Consider the following 21,971-nt stretch of genomic DNA (forward strand, 5'->3'; position numbering starts at 1 on the left):
AATATCTTTTTTATGTATGCATATAATATATAAAAAGGTGGTTGCTAATGTAGAATTTTGTTAGAGTATTAGAATGCTTACTTCACTTGAATAAAATTAAGTAGGAGGTGGCTTCCTTGCTTACAAAGTAAGTAAGGAAAAGTATTTGGACATATATAGTATAAGTATAGTGATTGTTTTAATTGCCTTAACGGCATTTTTCGTTGCAGCAGAATTTGCAATTGTTAAAGTGAGAAGTTCACGAATTGACTATTTAATTGCAGAAGGAAATAATCGTGCAACATCGGTCAAAACAGTCATTACAAACTTAGACGAATATTTATCTGCTTGTCAGCTAGGAATTACTGTTACAGCTTTAGGAATTGGGTGGTTTGGTAAACCTGCGTTAAAGCAAATGTTTGATACGCTTTTTGCAAATTGGAATATCTCTACTCAACTAGCAGACATTTTTGCTGTAATTTTAGTATTTTTGTTAATTACTTTTTTACATGTTGTAATAGGGGAATTGGCCCCAAAAACATTTGCAATTCAAAAATCTGAACAAGTGAGTTTGCTTGTTTCTAAACCGTTAATTTTCTTTTATCGTATTGCATTCCCATTCATTTGGCTATTAAATGGTTCAGCTCGAATCATTACGAAGCTGCTAGGGCTGAAACCGCCGAAGGGGCATGATGAGGTTCATTCAGAAGAAGAATTACGGTTGTTAGTTTCAGAAAGTTATAGAAATGGTGAGATTAATCAATCTGAATATAAATATGTGAATAAAATTTTTGAATTTGATGATCGGATTGCAAAAGAAATAATGGTACCTCGAACTGAAATGAATATTATAAGTAAAGAGATGCCTGCTGAAGAAGCTTTGCAAAAAATGTCTCGTGAAAAATATACAAGGTATCCAGTTGTTGATGGCGACAAAGACCACGTAATAGGTTTTGTGAATTTTAAAGATATTTTTACTGAATTTGTACAACATAAAGCTGTTAATAAGAAGACAGTAGAGCAATATATGAGACCAATTATTTTAGTTATCGATTCTATTCCAATTCATGATTTGTTTTTGAAAATGCAAAAAGAAAGAACACATATTGCTATATTGATAGATGAATATGGTGGAACATCTGGACTTGTTACTGTTGAAGATATTCTGGAAGAAATTGTTGGAGATATTCAGGATGAGTTTGATACGGATGAGCAGCCAGAAATTCAACAAGTTAGTGAAACGAAGACGATACTAGAGGGAAAAGTACTTGTTAGTGAAGTGAATACGTTATTTGGTTTAGGGATTGATGATGATGGTGTTGATACAATCGGTGGTTGGATTTTAACGAAGAATATAGAGATTGCTGAAGAGGATTCCATTGAAATTGAAAATTATAAGTTTTGTGTGAAAGAATTAGATGGACATTATATAAAAAGATTAGAAGTTACAAAGATAGTAGAATCGATTGTTATTTTAGAAGATGAAAAACAAATTTCGTTACAAGAGCAAATTAGCTCGTAAACTCTGCTATATAGCAGAGTTTTTTTGAGCATAATGTTTTTTGAGGGATAAGGGCTATGATACAATGACATAAGTCAAACCTTTCACTAGGTGAAGTATTGTTGTATACATATATTTGGAAGGAGCAGAAGTATGAAAAAGCATTTATATATAAATGGAGATTGGAAATCTGTAAACACGTATAAACCATTATACGCACCATATTCTGAAGAAACATTAGCGGAAATTGCACAAGGCACGGAAGAAGATGTAAAAGAGGCTGTTACCGCTGCAAAAAATGCAATGACAAAAATGAATACATTATCTGCATATGATCGTGCGACTATTTTAGAGAAAGTTGCACAAAAAATGGATGAAAGAAGAGAAGAATTTGCAGAGATTATTGCAAAAGAAGCTGCAAAACCAATACGTGCTGCAAGGGGAGAAGTAGATCGTACTGTTCAAACATACAAATTTGCAGCTGAAGAAGCGAAGCGTATATATGGTGAGACATTGCCATTAGACGCCGCACCTGGTGCAGATGGGCGTATTGCATATACAATCCGAAAGCCGATTGGGGTTATAGGGGCTATTACACCATTTAATTTCCCATTAAATTTAGTAGCGCATAAAGTTGGACCAGCAATCGCTGCCGGAAATACAGTTGTATTAAAGCCAGCTGATCAAACGCCATTATCATCTTATGCATTAGTTGAGTTATTTGAAGAGGCAGGATTGCCAAATGGAGCTTTAAATATCATTTCTGGCCCTGGCTCCACGGTTGGTGAGGCAATCGTCAAAAATGATTACGTTGCTTCTATTACTTTTACCGGAAGTCCAAAAGTTGGAATCGGAATAAAACAAAAGGCTGGGCTAAAACGAGTTACGTTAGAACTAGGCTCAAATGCTGCTGTTATCATTGATGAAGATGTAGAGTTAACAGATGAAATAATTGAACGTGTAAAATGGGGAGCATTTGTTAATAATGGGCAAGTTTGTATTTCAGTACAACGTGTTTTTGTACATGAAACGAAAATGCATGAATTTCTTTCGAAGCTAAAGAAAGCGATGGAATCAGTTGTTGTTGGTGATCCACTGCTTGAGGAAACGGATGTATCAGCTTTAATTTCAAAAAGAGATGTAGAGCGAATTGATATGTGGGTTCAAGAAGCAATTAAGGAAGGAGCAACTGTTTTATGCGGTGGTAAGAAGCGGGATGCAAGAATTTTTGAACCGACTGTATTAACAAATGTTCCAGATCATGTATCTGTGCAGTGCCAAGAAGTATTCGGTCCACTCATGACAGTAAATACATTTAAAGAATTTGATGAAGCGATTGGGCAAGTAAATAATTCGCGTTACGGCTTACAGGCAGGAGTATTTACAAATAATTTATTTAAAGCAATGCGTGCAATTGATGAGCTAGAGGTTGGTGGTGTCATGATTAATGATATTCCAACGTTCAGAGTAGATCATATGCCTTATGGTGGTGTGAAAGAAAGTGGCACGGGACGCGAAGGAATTAAATATGCAATAGAAGAAATGACAGAAATGAAATTAGTATGTATTAAAAAATAAAGTGGAAAAACTTAAAACTTGCACTAAAAAACGAGTAGGAAATGTTTACGATTCCATACTCGTTTTTTACGCTTCTAGTAACTATTTAATTAAGTGTAACTTTTACTTCATTTCTTGTTTGAAAATAGTATCTTCTACATAAATTTGTTCTTTATCTATAGCAGTAGCATGAGTTAATACTAAACCGATTGGTGTTTTTGTATCTTTATTTTGAACAATTGTAAAAGGAACATTTTTTTCGTTTGCTAATTTAATGTATTTTGATAAATGTGGGTAAGCAATGCCACCATTTAGGAGGAGTTGTAATGATTGAGAAGAGCGCATGCTACCCGCTACTTCAGAGTATACATTACTTTGCATTACTTGACCGATTGTTAAAGCGATTTCCACACGCTCACGTAATGTAGTTAAATACATATTACGTTCTTCTGGTTTGTTTTGCTTTTGGCCGTAAATGCCTTCTTGGAGATAATCTTCCACATTTTTATTTACCATATTTTTCACACCTTTCATTTTCTATTGTACGCAAGAATTAAAAATGATGCAAAAAAAGTCGTTTTGATTACGGAAATAATGAAAATATGTGAAGGAAAAAGGGGATTTGTATACAATTAGTTAAATAAGAAAGAAAAAATAATTTTATCAACAGAAATTAACAAAATGTGACAAAAATCTATTAACGAATCGTATTTTTTGTGTTAATATTCAAAATATAAAGGGTATTCGTCGTATGGAAATGGAGGGAATGGAGGTTTTTCCAATCGATAAGGATATTAAAGAAATATTTTGTTCACACTTGAAAAACAATAGGCACCAATTCGTAGAGAACTGGAAAAACAAAATGATAATTTCCGAAAAAGATCCATTTAAACTAGAAGTAGTTCAAAATGGAGAGGATTTACTAGAGTTAATTATCGAACTTACTATGGAAGATAAAGATATAAATTATCTTCAACCGTTATGTGAGAAAATTGCTATTGAACGTGCTGGAGCAGATGCGAATATTGGAGATTTTGTTTATAACGCAAACGTGGGAAGAAATGAACTTTTCGAAGCGATGTGTGAATTAGATGTTAGCGCTCGTGAATTGAAACCAATTATGGCAAAAATACATACTTGTTTTGACAAATTAATTTATTATACCGTTTTAAAATACTCGGAAATTATATCGAAGAATTTAGAGGAAAAACAGCAATATATTAACGAAACACATAAAGAAAGGCTGACGATTTTAGGGCAAATGTCAGCTAGTTTTGTACATGAATTTCGTAATCCGCTTACTTCCATTATGGGGTTTGTTAAATTATTAAAGGCGGATCATCCGAGTTTATCGTATTTAGATATTATTTCGCATGAATTAGATCAATTAAATTTTCGTATTTCGCAATTTTTACTCGTATCGAAAAAAGAAATGTGGAATGAATCGGAACGGTTTTGGCTTAATGACTTGTTTCAAGACATTATACAATTCTTATATCCGAGTTTGGTCAATGCGAATGTTTTGATTGAAAAGAATTTACCGTATCCAATTCCGCTTGTTGGTTATCGGAGTGAAGTGAGGCAAGTATTTTTAAACATATTAATGAATTCAATTGATGCTCTTGAATCAATGAAAGAAGAACGAAAAATTATCATTGATGTATTTGAAGAAGATCAAGCTATTCGAATTGTGATAAAAAATAATGGACCAATGATTCCAGCTGAAAATGTAGAAACGATTTTTGAACCATTTGTAACTACTAAAAAGTTAGGAACTGGTATTGGATTATTTGTATGTAAACAAATTGTGGAAAAACATAATGGATCCATTATGTGTCGATCAGATAACGATTGGACAGAATTTCAAATTGCATTTCAAAAATAAACAGTCTACACCAAATGAATGGTGTAGACTGTTTTAATTTGTGAGTATAAGGGCTTCTAATTTAGGATCTTTAGTTGAATAACCTACTATTGAAATTGTATAAATAACATTTGGTTCAACATTGAATTTCGGTATAGTCAATAAAACGTTTTTATTATCTGCGAGTGAAATTTCAATATCTGCTGTACCAGGGCTAACTTGCAAAAAATCTGTTATTTGTTTAAAGAGTACATTTTCAAATAAATGATCCCCATCTTTTAAATCTACGTTTACAACAGGGGTATCTGGAGAGAAATGTGCAAACCGTATTTTGGCTTGACCAGCTGGTAAATGTGTATTATCAAGTATAGGCTGTAATTGTAGGTGATTATCACTATTTATTGCAGCGAGAGTATAAGTATGATTTCCCATTATTGGTACCAACGCTGAAAAGATTGGAGTTTCATTTCCGACAGGAACAATATCTATACGGTATTTACCTTGCACTAATGATAAATAAGGGCTGAATTGCTTAAATGAAATATTTTTAATAACCGTTTGTCCGTTTACTAAAATGTCAACCGCTGGTATATTTGGATCGGCATGAAAAATTCTTATATGTGACGGTAAAGCAGCTTCTTGTGAGTCTCTTGTTTCATACGCCTGTACAAGTTTTGATAGTGCATCGTAATATTTCATATATAATTCTATATATTTTTTAGGATTACGAAACTGATAGTAACGTGCGAGTTGTTCGTATTGTGTAACTTCTTGTCCATATTTTTCGATTTCAGATTGAGACATGAACATTCCTCCTTTGTCATCATTAAAACTATATGCGAAGCAAGAAAGCGGTTATGCAAAAAAATGATTTTATAAAGGGAAAATTAAAAATTGACAACAAATATGTTTTCATAAAGAGGTGCTGGTGCTTACGAGAATTTCGCAGAGTAAGGCAGTACATATGACTGTACGAAAGTAAAATAAATGCCAAATTGAAAGTGCATTTCAATTAACATATTGAATACATGTCCAAAAATCGCTAGAAAACTAGGGATTTTTTAAATTATAGGCAAATACACATACAAAGTGATAATTGTCCTACATAAATTATAAAGGAAAGATACTTTGAATCTGAGGAAAGGAGTGCCACTTCGGGATAGGGATATCCCGATAGTAATTGTGAATGAAGTTATGAAAAGGTTTTGTGTTATAGGCTGTAGGATGAATTTGTAAACTTCATTTTTCTATTTATTTTAGCAATTGACAGTATTAACCCATAAGAGAGCGTCATGACGAACTGATTAGTGTGGTTAATCGGTTCTTTTTTTATAGTTTAAAACTGAAAAGTTTACATAATGAATAGGAATCTGAATTGATTAGTAAGGTGGGTGTCGAAATTTGTTTTAAAATATGCAATTTAAAGTAGGATAATAGGAAGGAGTTTAACGGGAGTTCCGTCGAAGTGTACAGAATGTCGGCATTTAAGGACAGCTGGCATTATGCTATAAAAACATTTGGTGATGTAGTCATTTCATATAAAAAGGAGGGTTATTTGGGCGTATAGAAAAGGGTTGGTCTTCGTTTTTTTTAGTTCTGAATTTTCTGTTTTATAAAAATTTTTAAGCACTCATTTGTATATTTTATAATAGTTTTTTGATAAATTCACTGCTTTTGCAGAGGATTCTTTTTTATGAAAGAAACGTCAATTTTCTTCATATATATATACAAATTGGAGAAATGGGGGAGCGCTATGCGCGATTACTTAATTAAACCACTTGTTGGTCAGCCGTATCCAATGATTTCACATGGAAAAGGTGTTTATTTGTATGATCAAAATGGCAATAAATATTTTGATGGTTCGTCAGGAGCAATTACGGCAGGTATTGGGCATGGCGTAAAGGAGATTGCAGACGTTATTAAAAAGCAAGCTGAGGAGATTGCTTTCGTTTATAGATCACAGTTTACGAGTGAACCAGCTGAAAAATTAGCGAAGAAGTTAAGTGATTTAAGTGTAGGAGATTTGAACTGGAGTTTTTTTGTAAATAGTGGTACGGAAGCGAATGAAACAGCTATGAAAATTGCAATTCAGCATTTTCAAGAGCGAGGTATTCAAGGGAAACATAAAATTTTATCAAGATGGATGAGTTATCACGGTATTACGATGGGTGCTTTATCGATGTCTGGGCATCCACTACGTAGACAACGTTTCGTATCTATTTTGGAAGATTATCCGACTATACCAGCTCCATATTGTTTCAGATGTCCTGTTCAAAAGGTATATCCAACTTGTCAGCTGGCATGTGCGACTGAACTAGAAAGATCAATTGAAAGAATTGGTGCAGAGCATATTGCTGCTTTTATTGCTGAGCCGATTATCGGAGCAGCTGGAGGCGCGGTTGTTCCGCCGAAAGACTATTATAAAGTCATTAAAGAGATTTGCGACCATTACGATATTTTATTTATTGCGGATGAAGTAATGACTGGGCTCGGTCGTACTGGAGCATGGTTTGCGATGGAGCATTGGGGCGTAGAGCCGGATATTATGACACTTGGTAAAGGGTTAGGAGCGGGATATACACCGATGGCAGCGACAGTTGTAAGTGATCGTGTTATGGAACCAATATTACGTGGATCACGTTCAGTAATGAGCGGTCATACGTTAAGTGCAAATCCATTGTCTGCAGCAACGGCTTTAGCTGTTATTGAATATATGGAGAAACATAATCTTCCTGAAAAAACAGCAGAAAAGGGAGAGTATTTAATAAAAGGCTTACAGAAAGTTCAGCAACAATCGACAATCATTGCTGATGTGCGCGGAAAAGGGTTGCTAATCGGAGTAGAATTGCAACCGTTTACAAAAGCGTCAGAGCTTATTTCAGTTGCAGCTAAAAATGGTCTGCTTTTATACCAAGCAGTTTCAGGGCAAGCAGGAAAAGAAGATAGTGCACTGCTTGTAGCACCGCCAATGACAACTACATATTCCGAGTTAGATGAATTACTTTCAATTTTCTCTAAAAGTGTGGAAGAGATGATGCAAAAAGGAGGGCATAGTATCGCATGACAACTATTACAAATACATTCGGTAAATTAAAAGAAATTGAGGAAGTAATTTCTTTGTTCCATGATGATATGACATTGATGTTTGGGGGATTTGGAGGGATTGGATCCCCTCCATCTTTAATACAGGCAATTTTAGAAAAAGGCGTTACAAATTTAAATTTAATTGGAAATGACACTGGATTTCCTGATGTAGGTATCGGTCGTCTTGTTACAAATGAAAGAGTTAAATCAATAATTACTTCTCACATTGGCTCCAATCCAAATGCAGGAAGGCAACTAAACGAGGGAAGATTACAAATTGAGTTTTCTCCGCAGGGAACATTAGCAGAGCGTATTCGCGCTGGTGGCGTTGGTCTTGGTGGTGTTTTAGTTGATGTTGGTGTTGATACGATTGTGGAAGAGGGAAAACGAACAGTTGAAATGAATGGTAAGACCTACTTAGTTGAAACAGCATTAACTGCTGAAGTTTCAATTGTATATGCGAAAAAGGCAGATCCGTTTGGTAATCTTGTATTTGACAAAAGTGCACGAAATATGAATCCCCATGTAGCTATGGCTGGGGATATAACAATTGTAGAAGCAGAAGAAATAGTCCCGCTTGGAAGTTTAGATCCAGAGGAAATTGTCGTTCCAGGTGTTTTCGTAAATTATATTGTACCGTCGGAAGGAGTGAACTGGAAATGGGTATGGGCGTAGAAGTGAGGGATAAGATTGCTAGGCGTGCGGCGAAAGAAATACAAAATGGTATGATTGTAAATTTAGGTATTGGCATACCATCGCTTGTACCAAATCATTTGCCTGACGACATAAATGTTATGTTTCATGCGGAAAATGGAATCGTCGGCATGGGACCAACGCCAAGTAAAGGGAATGAAGATGAAAATTTGTGTAATGCAGCAGGTTTACCAACTTCTCTTATAACAGGAGCGAGTTATTTCGATAGCTGCACAGCGTTTGGGATGATTCGAAAAGGTTTGCTAGACATAACGATTCTTGGTTCATTACAAGTAAGTGAAAATGGTGATTTAGCAAACTGGATTGTACCTGGAAAACGTGTTCCAGGTATTGGTGGAGCAATGGATTTAGCACAAAAAGCGAAGCGGGTCGTTGTTGTAATGAATCATGTTGATAAGTACGGAAATGCAAAAATTGTTTCAGAGTGTACATTGCCATTAACTTCAAAGAAATGTGTAGATTTAATCATTACTGATATGGCAGTCATGGAGGTAACTCCGAGTGGACTTATATTACAAGAATTAATGAGCCCATACACAGTAGAAGATATAAAACGACATACAGAAGCTGATTTTCAAATTAGTTCTAACTTACTAGTAATTGAATGAAGGGAGATGTAATATATGGAGCAATTAAAAAAGCAAGTTTGTGATTATATTGAGAGCCATGAAGAGGAAAGTGTGAAATTTTTAAAACGATTAATTCAAGAAAAGAGCGTATCTGGTGATGAAAGCGGTGCGCAGGCAATTGTGATTGAAAAATTACGTGAATTAGGTTTAGAGCTCGATATATGGGAGCCTTCTTTTTCTAAAATGAAAGATCATCCTTATTTTGTATCACCCCGTACAAGTTTTTCAGATAGCCCAAATATTGTAGCAACTTTAAAAGGAAGTGGCGACGGGAAATCTATGATATTGAATGGGCATATTGATGTAGTTCCAGAAGGGGATGTGAATCAGTGGGAACATCATCCTTATAGCGGTGAGAAAATCGGAAATCGTATATATGGCCGTGGAACGACGGATATGAAGGGCGGAAATGTCGCACTTATGCTTGCGATGGAAGCGATTATTGAATCTAACATTGAATTAAAAGGAGACATCTATTTTCAAAGTGTAATAGAAGAGGAAAGTGGCGGAGCAGGGACATTGGCAACTATATTACGAGGATATAAGGCAGATGGTGTCATTATTCCGGAGCCTACTAATATGAAGTTTTTCCCGAAACAACAAGGTTCCATGTGGTTTCGTCTACGTGTAAAAGGGAAAGCTGCACACGGTGGAACGCGCTATGAAGGGGTTAGTGCAATTGAAAAAAGTATGTTTGTTATAGAACATGTAAGAAAGCTAGAGGAGAAAAGAAATAGTCGAATTACAGATCCGTTATTTAAAGAAATTCCGATTCCAATTCCAATTAACATTGGGAAAATTGAAGGAGGGAGTTGGCCAAGTTCTGTTCCCGATGAATTAATTTTAGAAGGAAGATGCGGTGTTGCGCCGAATGAGACTATAGAGGCGGCAAAAGAAGAGTTTGAGAATTGGATTGCTGAATTAAATGATGTGGACAATTGGTTTGTTGAAAATCCAGTAGAAGTAGAATGGTTTGGAGCGAGATGGGTTCCTGGTGAACTAGAAGAGAATCATGAACTCATTACGACACTTCATCACAACTTTGTTGAAATCGAAGGGAACGAACCAATTATTGAAGCATCTCCGTGGGGGACTGATGGAGGTTTATTTACACAAATTGCAAACGTACCAACAATAGTATTTGGTCCAGGAGAGACGAAAGTAGCACACTATCCAAACGAATATATAGAAGTTGATAAAATGATAGCTGCCGCAAAAATTATTGCATGTACATTACTAGATTGGTGTGAGGTGAAAAAATGAAATACTATGAATCTTTTAGAGAACAGACGAATTGTTATACAGTAGAAGGTGTTTTAGATTATTTTAATAAGCGTATTCGGGTAGATCACTATACAGGAAATGTTGAAAGTATTATACAGACAATTGACGAACTAGCAGAGAAACATTCTTTCACTAAATGTATTATTAAAGGAAAGGGAGAGCATGTTTCAACATGGCTCTCTTTCGGTTTTTTGTTGGAAGCAACGATACCTCATTATTTTCAAGGAAACGATGCATACTTTTTTGTGAAATATAATAATGATGAAAGACGAAATAGTATGCATTGGATTGAGGAAGATACTATATTAAGCGGTGTAAAAGGAAAAGAAATAAAAGAAAAAGTAGTTCCAGAGAAATTTTTGCTGAGAAAAGCGACTGAAGAAGATGCAGAAGAATTAGCAACTGTATTCGGAAAAGTATTTGAAGTGTATCCGACACCTTTAAATGAAGCGAGTTATGTATTACAGACGATGAAAGAAGACGATACAATTTACTACGTGTATGAATTTGAGGGGAAAATTATTAGTACAGCATCTGCAGAAATGAACATAAAGGAAGGGAATGCAGAATTAACGAATTGTGCTACTTTACCTGAATACCGTAAACATGGATTTATGAAAAGTTTACTAATTAAATTAGAGGAAGAACTTCAAGAAAGATCTATTTTCTGCTCCTATACAATTGCTCGATCGCTTTCTTTCGGAATGAATGCTGCCTTTCATCAATTAGGCTATACGTATACAGGAAGACTGGCGAATAATTGCTACATTTTCGATAAGTTGGAAGATATGAATATATGGGTGAAAGATCTATCTAGCTATTCGAAAGCAGTAAAACTTCCGCCTCAAAATTTGGCTGTAAAGCAAAACAGTTAGGTGGAGCTGGGTGTTTGAAAAAGCCGTACTAATTAGAGTTTCGAGTTATCTAATGAAAATATAAAATTGATTAAAATTATAGAACGGAATCGTCATGCTTACAATCGCACATAGGTGTGCCGAAAATTCGGCATGTAATTGCTGGATTTTCGGCAAGAGGGGGGATGACATTGCTAGCAGTTTCGACACAAGAAGTCATTGAAGCGATTTTGGGCAGTATTGATGAGGCTATACACGCTGTAGATGAAAATGGAATTACAATATTTTATAATTCTGTAGCTGCAAAACACGATGGATCGAAGATTGAAAAAGTGTTAGGGAAACATCTGTTAGAAGCGTTCCCGTCTTTATCAAGGGAAACGAGTACATTGATGAAAGTACTAGATACAAAAAAACCTATCGTACATCAGGTACAACATTATCAAAATTTAAATGGTGAAGATGTTTGTACAGTAAATACGACGTTACCTATTTTTATAGATGGGAATATTGCTGGGGCTGTTGAAATTGCAAAGGATTACTCTACAATTCAAAAGCTTACTGACACAATTGTTGACTTACAGTCGAAAATAAAGCGATCATCTAGAAAAAAAGTGATTAAAAAGCACGCTGCATTTGAGACGATAGTGACAAATGATACGCGGTTTAAACAGACGAAAGAGTTAGCACAAAAAGTAGCACCAACAGACGCGAATGTTTTAATATATGGTGAAACAGGAACGGGAAAAGAACTGTTCGTACAAGCAATTCATGAAGCTTCTAAAAGAAAAAACAAGCCATTTATTGCACAAAACTGTGCAGCTTTACCAGAGTCGCTATTAGAAAGTTTATTGTTTGGAACGACAAAAGGAAGCTATACGGGAGCGATTGAAAGAGCTGGGCTATTTGAACTTGTTGATGGTGGTACATTATTTTTAGATGAACTGAATTCAATGCCTCTTGATTTGCAGGCAAAAATGTTACGAGTGTTAGAAGATGGAGTCATTAGAAGAATTGGTGATAATAAGACGAGAAAAGTAGATGTTCGTGTTATTACCGCGATGAACCAGCCTCCAGAAATATGTTTACGAGAGAATAAAATTCGCACTGATTTATATTATCGCTTAAACGTATTTTCATTATATATCCCACCGCTTCGTGAAAGAACTGAGGATGTACTATTATTAGCATCTTATTTTTTGAAAGAATATAATAAAAGTTATAAAAAAGGTGTACTTCAAATTGATGAGGAAGCGAAAGATAGACTGCAAGCTTATCAGTGGCCTGGAAATGTACGGGAGTTAAAACATACGATTGAACATGCTGTTATTATTGCAGAAGGGAATACATTAACAGCCAATTGTTTACCACGTACATTTCGGAAAGAGAAGTTTTCGAAGAAGAAGGGTATAATGCCACTTAGAGAAGCACTTCATCAAACAGAAAAAGAATTAATAGATCAAGCGTTGATTGAAACGGAAGGGAATATATTACAAGCCGCAAAAATGTTGGGTATCCCTCGTCAAACGCTTCAATATAAACTGAGCAAGTACGACAAAACCGCCGAATAATCGGCGGTTTTTGTGTGTTTGCACCAATAAAAGAGCGTTTACATATATAAAAAGTAATGAATATGATGTTAAGTATTGATTTCATACAACGCTTAAAAATATTTTTTCGCTTATGTAATAGGGTTCTCCGCACATTTACTTATCAACAATGTAAAGTTGGCATAACTATTGCTTATATAAAGAATGAGCGTATAAAAAGGGGGAATAGCAATGTTACATGATGTATACAAACCAAATCGTCACTGGAAGGATATCGAATTATGGAAAGATGTTACTGAAGAGCAATGGAATGATTGGGTTTGGCAATTAACGAATACGATCAAAACGTTAGATGACTTAAGAAAAGTGATTAACTTAACACCTGAAGAAGAAGAGGGCGTTAAAATTTCAACGAAAACGATCCCGTTAAACATTACACCGTACTATGCTTGGCTAATGAATCCTGATGATCCACGCTGTCCGATTCGGATGCAATCAGTACCGATTTCGGAAGAGTTATATAAAACAAAATATGATTTAGAAGACCCACTTCACGAAGACGAAGATTCACCAGTTCCAGGGCTAACACATCGTTATCCGGACCGTGTACTATTCTTAGTAACAAATCAATGTTCTATGTATTGTCGTTACTGTACACGTCGTCGTTTTAGTGGACAAATTGGAATGGGTGTACCGAAGAAACAATTAGATGATGCAATTGCTTATATTCGTGAAACGCCACAAGTACGAGATGTATTAATCTCCGGTGGTGACGGACTTCTAATTAACGATAAAATTTTAGAATATGTATTAAAAAATTTACGAGAGATTCCGCATGTTGAGATTATTCGTATCGGAACGAGAGCACCAGTAGTATTCCCACAACGTATTACAGAAAACTTATGTAACATTATTAAAAAATACCATCCAGTATGGTTAAATACACATTTCAATACATCTATTGAAATTACTGAAGAATCGAAAAAGGCATGTGAAATGTTAGCGAATGCTGGTGTTCCAGTCGGAAACCAAGCAGTAATTTTAGCTGGTATTAACGACAGCGTTCCAATTATGAAAAAACTTATGCATGACTTAGTAAAAATCCGTGTACGTCCATACTACATTTATCAATGTGACTTATCTGAAGGTATCGGTCACTTCCGTGCACCAGTATCTAAAGGTCTTGAAATTATTGAAGGTTTACGTGGACACACATCTGGTTATGCTGTTCCGACATTCGTTGTTGATGCGCCAGGTGGAGGCGGTAAAATTGCACTTCAGCCAAACTATTTAATCTCACAAAGTGCAGATAAAGTTGTACTTCGTAACTTTGAAGGTGTTATTACGACGTATCCAGAGCCAGAGAGCTATATTCCAGGAAGAGCGGAAGGATACTTTAAAGAGATTTATCCGAACTACGAAGAAAAACGTTCAGATGTTGGTATCGCAGGTCTTATGAGCGATAAGAAATTTAACCTCGTTCCAGACGACTTACAGCGTATGAACCGTCGTAAAGACTACGAAGATAATGATACTCATGCATCTTTAAAAGATAAACGTGATAAGCGCGATCAATTAAAAGATAAAAAATATCAAGCACAAATGGCTAAGTTAGAAGAAAACGACAAAAAAACTGAGGGTGATGCAGTATGAATTGTATGTGGTGTGACAGTACAGAAGCGAAAGAAAGCTTGAATACTGTATATTGGGAATTACCAGATGGTACGAAAGCCATTGAAATCCAAGAGACACCATGTATTTCTTGTTCCTCGTGCGGGATGGACTATCAATCAGACCATACAGTAAAAGAAATTGAAGATCAATTATTCTTAATTTACACGAAAGATTTACCAAAACAACTAACATATGAAGAATTAATGGGAAGACCGCGTCTATTAAAAAGAAATTATTTCGACTTTTAACCAGCTTTTATGCTGGTTTTTTTCTTTTTTGCCTTGTATAATGTACCCAAGTTAGAAAGGTAGGGAATATTTTTGAAAAAGACATTTTACCATTATATGATGAAGCATCGTGCAGCTTTATTTAGAAATGAAATTTCAGATTTAGCAGAGGCGATGTATGATGATTTAAGTTTTCCGAAGCAATCTGAAGACTATGATGAAATTAGTTCATACTTAGAGTTGAGCGGAATGCTAGAAAGTATGTCTATATTTGATGAAGCCTGGGATTTATACATACAAGATAGATAAAAACTATTTGAAAACATACAGAATACATTACTTTATTTAAAGTGAAGTATTCTGTATGTTTTTTATTATGAAATTTGTTGATTTGAAGCTAGTCTAGTTACTAGCTTTTTTTTGAGTGCAATGTAAATTTTATAAGATTATATTTTTTATTGAAAAAATTTATGAATATAAGCTTCTGTGATAAGCGTTTTTATGTAGGTTGCATATACTGATATCAAAATCACGACGTCAAAAAAAGGAGAGATAGAGATGGCAAGAAAAAAACAACCTAAATACAACGTAGGGGACATAGTCGTGATTACGCTATATGGAACCGTTGGGAAAATCACAAATATGAAGGTTTTAGATGGAGTTTATGTATACGAAGTCAATAATCATGATGGATTTTACGTAGAGCAAACATTGCAGCACGTTACAGAGCAAGATATGAAAAAGGGCGATACGGAGTGGATTGAATTAAATTATAATTTCACGTTTGGTGATCTTGTGCAAGTAACTGGATATGATAAAGATGTTTTCCGTATTGTTGGTTTTCGTACAGAAGTATGGAGATATAAGAATGACGCATGGGAAGATACAATTTATGAATTGTCACGGATTACGGATGGTGAATGGTTAGAAGCGGATGAATCAGATTTAACGTTACTCGCCAATGCTCAAACGGCAAATGCAATTTTGAAGAAAATGAAACAAGATAAAGCCGGTATGAATAAATTAGATTTAGGAAAGTTAAAGTCAATTAACAACTCGAAAAAAGTGAGTGTTAAGACGAATCGTCAAGAAATCATTGATGGATTACTTGATATTTATAACGATTATCAATTATTGTTCGATACATTTAAAGATGAAGAATATAAAATTGTAATGGATGTTGTTCATAATTATTTAGTTAAATTGACAGAGAAAAAATAGTTAACTAGAAAGAGAGAATAAATTGAACAACAACATATGCAGTATAAGGTATGCCTACAACTATTAAAAAAATAAAAAGCCACTTTATAAGAGAGTCTGCCCATTGATCTTCATGCATGAACTCTTCTTTTGTTTGTCCTACTTCATATTGATTTTCCATTATTATTTCCCCCTTTGAATAGCTTGTACTACAATCGTATGCATCTCGTCCAAAGCTTATGACCTATAAAAAAATAAAATCTATTTTTCTAATCTCATATACATAATTTTGAGATTTTTTCATAAAACAGAAATAAAGGAGTGATGCTCATGAAGGAAATTGAAGTCGTGATTGATACGGAAGAGATTGCGGAGTTTTTTTATGAGCAACTAATTGAAAGAGGGTACGTCCCAAAACGAGAAGAAATTGAAGATCTCGCAGATATTACATTTGAGTATTTATTAGAGAAATGTATGATTGATGAAGTTTTTGATGAAGAGGATGAATGAAAGTAACGACGGGCATAACTCGTCGTTTTTTACTCTTTACAAACCTGTCACAAATATAGTCAATAATTATTGGTATAATGAAAAGGAAATTTTACTCAAGAGGTGAAGGAATGTTCAAAAAAATTATTGATTCTTTATTAGGAAAGAAAAAATATCGTTCGTATTCAAGTAGTGATTATCGTCGTAGAGGGCGCTCGTATTCAAGTAGCGACTATAAACGACGTTCATCTGGTTATGGACATCAACATTATAAAAGAAAACATAAAAGCCGTAGCTTCTTTTCAAGTAGCTGATGAAATGGTGTCGTGTACTAGCATTATTTGATAGACCACTGCGAAAAAATACAATTGTTGCAGAACGTTATAAAATTGAATCAGTAATTGGAATGGGCAGTTATGGGGTTACATACGTCGTTAATGATTTACAAACAAATAGATATAAAGTCTTAAAACAATTAAGACAAAGTAAACAAAGATATGAGTCTGGTAGAAAATCATTTGAACAAGAGAAAATGATTTTACAAACATTAAATCATTATGCAATTCCTAGTCTATATGATCATTTCATATGGGAGAAAAAGAGCTTCTTTGTGATGGAGTACATGCCTGGTGAAAATTTTGAAGATTATATTTTCATAGATGGGTATGTATATACAGAACGTGAAGTTTTTAAGATTTTATATGAAATATTAGAAATTGTATCGGTGTTTCATAGTGAAGGCATTATTCATCGAGATTTACGCATTCCAAACATACTAATGAAAGAAAATCAAATTAGTATTATTGATTTTGGATTGGCTAAATGGAAAGGTGAGGATGATGAGCGAGCTACAACTTACGAAGGTGAACAAGCTTTGATGCGAGAAGTTCACTTTCGTAGCGACTTTTATGCGCTCGGTCATTTCTCATTATTTTTATTATATGCAGGATATGAATCTAATGAAAAACAGGAAAAACCATGGTACGAAGAATTAACTTTGGAACATTATAATCGCGAAATTCTTATGCGAATGTTACAAATAAAAACGCCGTACTATGAGAATGTACAAGATTTAAAACAAGATGTAGCTTCTGCTTTAGAAAGGATGGAGACTCCATGTTTCAAAAGTTTTTAGCAAGCGTTGGTATTGGAAGTGCAAAGGTAGATACTGTTCTTGAAAAAGATGAGTATATTGTTGGGGAAGAAATAGTTGGAAAGGTTCATATAACTGGAGGTTCAGTTAGCCAACAAATTGAAAGCATTTACTTAACATTATCGACGTCTTATGTACGAGAAGTGGATGATAAAAAAGTAACAGCAACGTATGATTTAGAGCGAGTACGCTTAACAGAACCTTTTTCTGTAGAACCGAATGAAAAAGTTGAAATTCCATTTTCTTTTCCAATGCCAATTGAAGCACCACTTACACTTGGTATGAAAACGGTTTGGATTCATACAGGTCTTGATATTAAACGTAGTATAGACCCAAGTGACCGCGACTACGTTCAAGTGTTACCCAATGCATTATTAAGTAGTGTTTTAGATAGTGTAAATGAATTAGGGTTTAAAGCACGTCATATAGAATGTGAAGAATTACCGCACCGATTACGTAAGCAAGTTCCATTCGCACAAGAATTTGAGTTTATTCCGGTTTCTGGAGAGCACTATGGGAAATTAGATGAATTAGAATTATTAATCTTGCCACGTGCATACGACCGACTAGAAATTATTATGGAAGTAGATAGAAAATCCCGTGGTTTAGCTGGTTTATTCGCTGAGGCGCTTGATCTTGATGAGAAGGTGATTCGTTTTACCGTAACAAGAGAAGATATCCCTGAGATGAAGCGGAAAATTAATAATTATATTTTTTAATAAACTATGCATAAAAAAGAAATGGAGAGGAAAACTAAAACAACCGCTCCATTTTTTTGCATAGTGAGGTTATGTATGTGAAACGATATCGACATTTATACTTGCTAAGTTTTACGTTACTCATTTGTTTTGTCGTATTATCACTTTCGTATCATACCGCTTGTATTGAGAACTTTGACAATATAGTCGCACATTTTATTCAAAGCTTTCGAAACGATTATTTGACGACCTATTTTACTTGGGTGTCTTTTATCGGTTCCAAAAGAATATATTTTCCATTACTCATTATTCTTGTAATGTATTTTCTCGTTAGAAAAAAGTTGCTTAGTGCGTTACTTCTAACAATTAATTACTACGGATCTCGTTATTTAAACAGTATGCTTAAACTATGGTATGAACGAGCAAGACCTGATGTTACGCAGCTTGTTACTGCAACTGGATATAGTTTTCCGAGCGGTCATACGATGAATGCTACTGCTTTTTTAGGATTTATTGCATACGTCACAATTACTGAAGAGCGTATTTCGTTGCATAAAAAATTGTTAATTATTCTTATAGCAAGCTTTGTTGTATTATCTATTTCAGTTAGCCGAATATATCTTGGCGTGCACTATCCATCTGACATATTAGCAGGATGGGCAGCTGGCGGTAGCTGGCTCGTTTTATGTGTTATATTCCATAAAACGTTCATAAAAAAAGAACCTATGTCATAATAGGTTCTTTTTTCATTGGCTCAACATGAATGTGTGCATGGTAAATTCCAAACTTTTTGCGCAGCATAGCTTCGATGTTGTCGGTAATACAGTGACTTTCTCCAACATCCATGCGAGCATCTACTTCAATTGTAATATCAACGTACGTTTGATTCCCATACATACGTGCTCGAATATCTACAATGTTTTCCACACCGCCAATATGCTCAATAGCATCAGCGTATTCTTCCATTTTATCAGGATCAATTCCATCTGTTAGCATATGAGAAGATTCTACGAAAATCTCCCATGCAGTTTTACAAATAATAAGACCGACAATTAAAGCGGCAATAGGGTCTAAAATAGGCATTTGGAACTGAGCACCGACAATACCTACTACGGTACCAATACTTACGAGTGCATCTGATAAATTATCCTTTGCAGCGGCTTCTAATGATTTACTTTTTGTTCGTGCTGCAATTTTTTTCGTATACAAATACACGCAGTACATAACGACAGCAGAAAATAAAGCAACCCATGCAGCGAGTACATTAGGCGCTGCTTGTTTCGGATTTAAGAAAGATTGAATGGCACTAATAACAACTTCTAATCCGACTGTTGCCATAATGAAGGACGCAACAAGTGATGCGATTTGTTCGGCACGCGAATGCCCATACGGATGATCTGGGTCACGAGGTTTACGAGATATTTTTAGACCAATTAATATCGCTAAAGAAGCACCGATATCCGTTAAGTTATTTAAACCGTCAGCGCGTAATGCGCTAGAGAGGGTAATATAACTGATGATGATTTTCATAGAGGATAAAAATATGTAGGCCATAATGCTGACAATAGCACCTTTATCAGCTTCTTTATGAGAAAGAGTATCCATTTTAATCACTCACCTTTCTTTAAAGGAATTTCTTTCTATAAATAGAGTATCAAACGAAAGTCGTGTGGGTCTATACAAACATTGTTGACGTTTTATAGCTTTTTAAGAAGGGGATAACAAAGTTTCGTAAAGGAAAAATATGTTGAAAAGTACAAAGTCAAGGTGTGAACCTAATTGGAGTTTATTTACTAAAGAGATAGGAGGGTAGATGGATGAGGAAACGAATACTTTTCTTACTACGTATTATTCTTATCATGACAAGGTGTAATTCATTAAACGATGAAAAACTTCAAAAGATAATTGTGAAAATAGATGAAAACCCTCTGAAAAATATTTTCCAGAGGGTTTTCATTTTAGTATGCTTCTAAAAACTCAGTAACTTGCTCTTCTGTTTTTGCATTAGCACTATGTAAGTGGCCTAGCTTCTCACCGTTTTGGTATACAAGTAAACTTGGAATACCCATTACTTGATACTCTTCAGCGATACTTGGAAACTCATCTTTATTGATAGAGTACCATTCAAATTTATTGAACTCTTCCATTACATCTCCGATAAAGTTGTCCATACGTACGCAATCTGGGCACCATGTAGTAAAGAACTTAACAACTACAGGCTCCTCGCTTGCGATGATGTCTTTGAATTCTTGTTCTGTTTTAATTTCTTTCATAAGTAAAACTCCTTTCAATATCACACGAATTTATATGCAAAATTCGTATTTGCAAACATGTTGCAAACTTATTATTTGTTTTTTAGTTTTGTAGTTCGTTCACACTTATAAAATTATATGTAACATGACTGCGCTACTAAGTGTGAAAATAATGGAACCTCACTTTTCTTTATAAGCTTTTTCCAGGATTGTGTCAAACTTTTGAATTTTATACAGAAATTAAAGAAGCCCACACTTTGATTGAGTATGGGCAGAGTGACTAAAATTAATCGCTTATTAATTTCGAATAGATATTTAAATCGATAAGCTTTCCAGCTGATTTTTCGCTCTTTCTCAGAATCCCTTCTAGATTAATTAACTTTTATTATACAAGAAAATTACTACATTGAACAAAGGCGTTAATTGGAGGTAACGAAATGACAAACTCATCAATTGAATATTGCGTTCAGTGTGATTAAGAAAGTGGTGTATAAAGATGGGAAGAGATGAGAGTTACTTCCAAACTAAAAAAAGAGTAGATAATTTAAAAACATTTTACATTCATTTAACCATCTACATACTAGTCAATCTGATGCTTTTTTTACTTTTTAAGTAGTGAATTAGCTATTTTTTATTTTAATTACAAAAATTGAATAAGGTTAGAAATTATATGGTTGTAATGGGAATTGAGGGATATGAATAAAAAAATTTTATCCCGCTATTTGTCGGGCAGTAATACCCCCACCTCAAAATTCAGCGGAAGCAAAGAAGTTAGGTGGGGTCGGGCTGCCAGTAAAAGCCCGATTGGTGAGAGCTGAATAAAGTTTCACTTTATTAGGGATTTGCCTTAAACATTTATTACAGTCAAGAATATTTATAATAATATGAACTAAAAAAGGTCCAATTTTTGTAATGTTGGAGGGGATTATTGTGGACATAACTCAAAGTGTATCAAGAATAGTGGTTAATGGGAAAGACCTTTCTTTCACTTCAGTTCAAACCTCTGCATGGAATCATGGACCTGTAAATGATTTAATCGTTACGACGAATCAGAGAGTGAATGAGCTTTATCAATTCATGTGGTCGCAAGTACCGGTTACGATTTCGGTATATTTCCTTCAAGGAGCGGATTTACTGAGGTTCGTTAGGGTTGCGGGAATTAATGAGCGTGTAACAGGAGAATATGTATATCATTTCATTTGGTGATAAGAAGGAGTCAAAGTAGTCTAGCAACTACTTTTTTATTTTGTCATTTGAATATA

Annotated in this window: 24 protein-coding genes and 1 pseudogene; 20 read left to right on the forward strand and 5 right to left on the reverse strand. The window is 34.7% G+C overall.

Annotation, left to right across the window (positions count from 1 at the left end; genetic code table 11):
- Nucleotides 1–145: 145 nt before the first annotated feature.
- Together ACTFRU_RS22250 and ACTFRU_RS22255 are read left to right on the forward strand one after the other, a co-directional pair.
- Nucleotides 146–1,501 (forward strand): hemolysin family protein, encoded by a 1,356-nt coding sequence (locus ACTFRU_RS22250; RefSeq protein WP_000356250.1) that lies wholly within the window; start codon nucleotides 146–148, stop codon nucleotides 1,499–1,501.
- 132 nt (nucleotides 1,502–1,633) lie between these two features.
- Nucleotides 1,634–3,058, forward strand: coding sequence for an aldehyde dehydrogenase family protein (locus ACTFRU_RS22255; RefSeq protein WP_000716460.1), 1,425 nt, complete (start codon nucleotides 1,634–1,636; stop codon nucleotides 3,056–3,058).
- A gap of 102 nt (nucleotides 3,059–3,160) precedes the next feature.
- Here the strand turns inward: ACTFRU_RS22255 and ACTFRU_RS22260 are convergent, their stop codons facing one another.
- Entirely contained in the window at nucleotides 3,161–3,553 is a 393-nt protein-coding gene (locus tag ACTFRU_RS22260) for a YueI family protein (protein WP_000247558.1), read from the reverse strand.
- Nucleotides 3,554–3,788: 235 nt separating this feature from the next.
- Between ACTFRU_RS22260 and ACTFRU_RS22265 the strand changes: the two genes are divergently transcribed.
- Nucleotides 3,789–4,922 (forward strand): BA2291 family sporulation histidine kinase, encoded by a 1,134-nt coding sequence (locus ACTFRU_RS22265; RefSeq protein WP_000425086.1) that lies wholly within the window; start codon nucleotides 3,789–3,791, stop codon nucleotides 4,920–4,922.
- A 33-nt stretch (nucleotides 4,923–4,955) separates the two neighbouring features.
- On the opposite strand, the gene ACTFRU_RS22270 is transcribed toward ACTFRU_RS22265, so the two are convergent.
- Nucleotides 4,956–5,705, reverse strand: coding sequence for a DUF4397 domain-containing protein (locus ACTFRU_RS22270; protein WP_000083285.1), 750 nt, complete (start codon nucleotides 5,703–5,705; stop codon nucleotides 4,956–4,958).
- A gap of 949 nt (nucleotides 5,706–6,654) precedes the next feature.
- Here ACTFRU_RS22270 and ACTFRU_RS22275 point away from each other — a divergent pair.
- The 10 genes from ACTFRU_RS22275 to ACTFRU_RS22320 all read left to right on the forward strand — a co-directional run bounded on the left by ACTFRU_RS22275 (nucleotide 6,655) and on the right by ACTFRU_RS22320 (nucleotide 16,138).
- Nucleotides 6,655–7,965: an aspartate aminotransferase family protein gene (locus tag ACTFRU_RS22275; protein WP_001205882.1), complete on the forward strand. Its 1,311-nt coding sequence runs from the start codon at nucleotides 6,655–6,657 to the stop codon at nucleotides 7,963–7,965.
- A complete protein-coding gene (gene atoD / locus ACTFRU_RS22280; RefSeq protein WP_000208102.1) occupies nucleotides 7,962–8,660 on the forward strand; it encodes an acetate CoA-transferase subunit alpha in 699 nt (232 codons plus the stop codon). The genes ACTFRU_RS22275 and atoD overlap by 4 nt, the downstream gene beginning before the upstream one ends.
- A complete protein-coding gene (locus ACTFRU_RS22285; RefSeq protein WP_000525277.1) occupies nucleotides 8,645–9,307 on the forward strand; it encodes a CoA transferase subunit B in 663 nt (220 codons plus the stop codon). The genes atoD and ACTFRU_RS22285 overlap by 16 nt, the downstream gene beginning before the upstream one ends.
- Nucleotides 9,308–9,322: 15 nt before the next feature.
- Entirely contained in the window at nucleotides 9,323–10,591 is a 1,269-nt protein-coding gene (locus ACTFRU_RS22290) for a peptidase (protein WP_000436698.1), read from the forward strand.
- On the forward strand, nucleotides 10,588–11,487 hold the full coding sequence (ablB, locus tag ACTFRU_RS22295; RefSeq protein WP_061113374.1) for a putative beta-lysine N-acetyltransferase: 900 nt from the start codon (nucleotides 10,588–10,590) through the stop codon (nucleotides 11,485–11,487). Before ACTFRU_RS22290 ends, ablB begins: the two co-directional genes overlap by 4 nt.
- A 164-nt stretch (nucleotides 11,488–11,651) precedes the next feature.
- On the forward strand, nucleotides 11,652–13,037 hold the full coding sequence (rocR, locus tag ACTFRU_RS22300) for an arginine utilization transcriptional regulator RocR (RefSeq protein ID WP_011110073.1): 1,386 nt from the start codon (nucleotides 11,652–11,654) through the stop codon (nucleotides 13,035–13,037).
- Nucleotides 13,038–13,247: 210 nt separating this feature from the next.
- Complete coding sequence (gene ablA, locus ACTFRU_RS22305) at nucleotides 13,248–14,669, forward strand: lysine 2,3-aminomutase (protein ID WP_000902142.1); 1,422 nt, start codon at nucleotides 13,248–13,250, stop codon at nucleotides 14,667–14,669.
- Nucleotides 14,666–14,938, forward strand: a complete 273-nt coding sequence (locus ACTFRU_RS22310) for a YokU family protein (RefSeq protein ID WP_000995763.1) — start codon at nucleotides 14,666–14,668, stop codon at nucleotides 14,936–14,938. The genes ablA and ACTFRU_RS22310 overlap by 4 nt, the downstream gene beginning before the upstream one ends.
- 72 nt (nucleotides 14,939–15,010) lie before the next feature.
- Nucleotides 15,011–15,226: a YozE family protein gene (locus ACTFRU_RS22315; protein WP_000750717.1), complete on the forward strand. Its 216-nt coding sequence runs from the start codon at nucleotides 15,011–15,013 to the stop codon at nucleotides 15,224–15,226.
- A 249-nt stretch (nucleotides 15,227–15,475) separates the two neighbouring features.
- On the forward strand, nucleotides 15,476–16,138 hold the full coding sequence (locus tag ACTFRU_RS22320) for a hypothetical protein (RefSeq protein ID WP_000101499.1): 663 nt from the start codon (nucleotides 15,476–15,478) through the stop codon (nucleotides 16,136–16,138).
- Between the two features lie 4 nt (nucleotides 16,139–16,142).
- On the opposite strand, the gene ACTFRU_RS22325 is transcribed toward ACTFRU_RS22320, so the two are convergent.
- Nucleotides 16,143–16,298: a DUF3930 family protein gene (locus ACTFRU_RS22325; RefSeq protein ID WP_000431486.1), complete on the reverse strand. Its 156-nt coding sequence runs from the start codon at nucleotides 16,296–16,298 to the stop codon at nucleotides 16,143–16,145.
- A gap of 149 nt (nucleotides 16,299–16,447) precedes the next feature.
- On the opposite strand from ACTFRU_RS22325, the gene ACTFRU_RS22330 reads away from it, so the two are divergent.
- The 5 genes from ACTFRU_RS22330 (at nucleotide 16,448) to ACTFRU_RS22350 (ending at nucleotide 19,191) form a co-directional block, all read left to right on the forward strand.
- Nucleotides 16,448–16,627 carry a YozD family protein gene (locus ACTFRU_RS22330; protein WP_000658451.1) on the forward strand — a complete coding sequence of 60 codons (180 nt, stop codon included), beginning with the start codon at nucleotides 16,448–16,450 and terminating at the stop codon, nucleotides 16,625–16,627.
- A 110-nt stretch (nucleotides 16,628–16,737) separates the two neighbouring features.
- On the forward strand, nucleotides 16,738–16,920 hold the full coding sequence (locus ACTFRU_RS22335) for a hypothetical protein (RefSeq protein ID WP_016122446.1): 183 nt from the start codon (nucleotides 16,738–16,740) through the stop codon (nucleotides 16,918–16,920).
- Nucleotides 16,920–17,741 carry a serine/threonine protein kinase gene (locus tag ACTFRU_RS22340; protein ID WP_006927693.1) on the forward strand — a complete coding sequence of 274 codons (822 nt, stop codon included), beginning with the start codon at nucleotides 16,920–16,922 and terminating at the stop codon, nucleotides 17,739–17,741. The genes ACTFRU_RS22335 and ACTFRU_RS22340 overlap by 1 nt, the downstream gene beginning before the upstream one ends.
- Entirely contained in the window at nucleotides 17,723–18,478 is a 756-nt protein-coding gene (locus ACTFRU_RS22345; protein ID WP_000486626.1) for a sporulation protein, read from the forward strand. The genes ACTFRU_RS22340 and ACTFRU_RS22345 overlap by 19 nt, the downstream gene beginning before the upstream one ends.
- A 77-nt stretch (nucleotides 18,479–18,555) precedes the next feature.
- Nucleotides 18,556–19,191: a phosphatase PAP2 family protein gene (locus ACTFRU_RS22350; protein ID WP_000833370.1), complete on the forward strand. Its 636-nt coding sequence runs from the start codon at nucleotides 18,556–18,558 to the stop codon at nucleotides 19,189–19,191.
- Here the strand turns inward: ACTFRU_RS22350 and ACTFRU_RS22355 are convergent.
- Nucleotides 19,181–20,062, reverse strand: coding sequence for a cation diffusion facilitator family transporter (locus ACTFRU_RS22355; RefSeq protein ID WP_440037869.1), 882 nt, complete (start codon nucleotides 20,060–20,062; stop codon nucleotides 19,181–19,183). The two genes, ACTFRU_RS22350 and ACTFRU_RS22355, sit on opposite strands and share 11 nt — an antisense overlap.
- A 353-nt stretch (nucleotides 20,063–20,415) precedes the next feature.
- Complete coding sequence (locus ACTFRU_RS22360; protein ID WP_000658787.1) at nucleotides 20,416–20,730, reverse strand: thioredoxin family protein; 315 nt, start codon at nucleotides 20,728–20,730, stop codon at nucleotides 20,416–20,418.
- 475 nt (nucleotides 20,731–21,205) lie between these two features.
- On the opposite strand from ACTFRU_RS22360, the pseudogene ACTFRU_RS22365 reads away from it, so the two are divergent.
- Together ACTFRU_RS22365 and ACTFRU_RS22370 are read left to right on the forward strand one after the other, a co-directional pair.
- Nucleotides 21,206–21,316: pseudogene (locus ACTFRU_RS22365) on the forward strand (2TM domain-containing protein); the annotation flags it as partial.
- A gap of 323 nt (nucleotides 21,317–21,639) precedes the next feature.
- The gene (locus tag ACTFRU_RS22370) at nucleotides 21,640–21,915 is read left to right on the forward strand and encodes a hypothetical protein (RefSeq protein WP_000355695.1); all 276 of its coding nucleotides are present in this window, start codon (nucleotides 21,640–21,642) and stop codon (nucleotides 21,913–21,915) included.
- Nucleotides 21,916–21,971 lie beyond the last annotated feature (56 nt).

It is taken from the genome of Bacillus cereus group sp. MYBK220-1, assembly GCF_051916445.1.
Taxonomy (GTDB): Bacteria; Bacillota; Bacilli; order Bacillales; family Bacillaceae_G; genus Bacillus_A; species Bacillus_A cereus.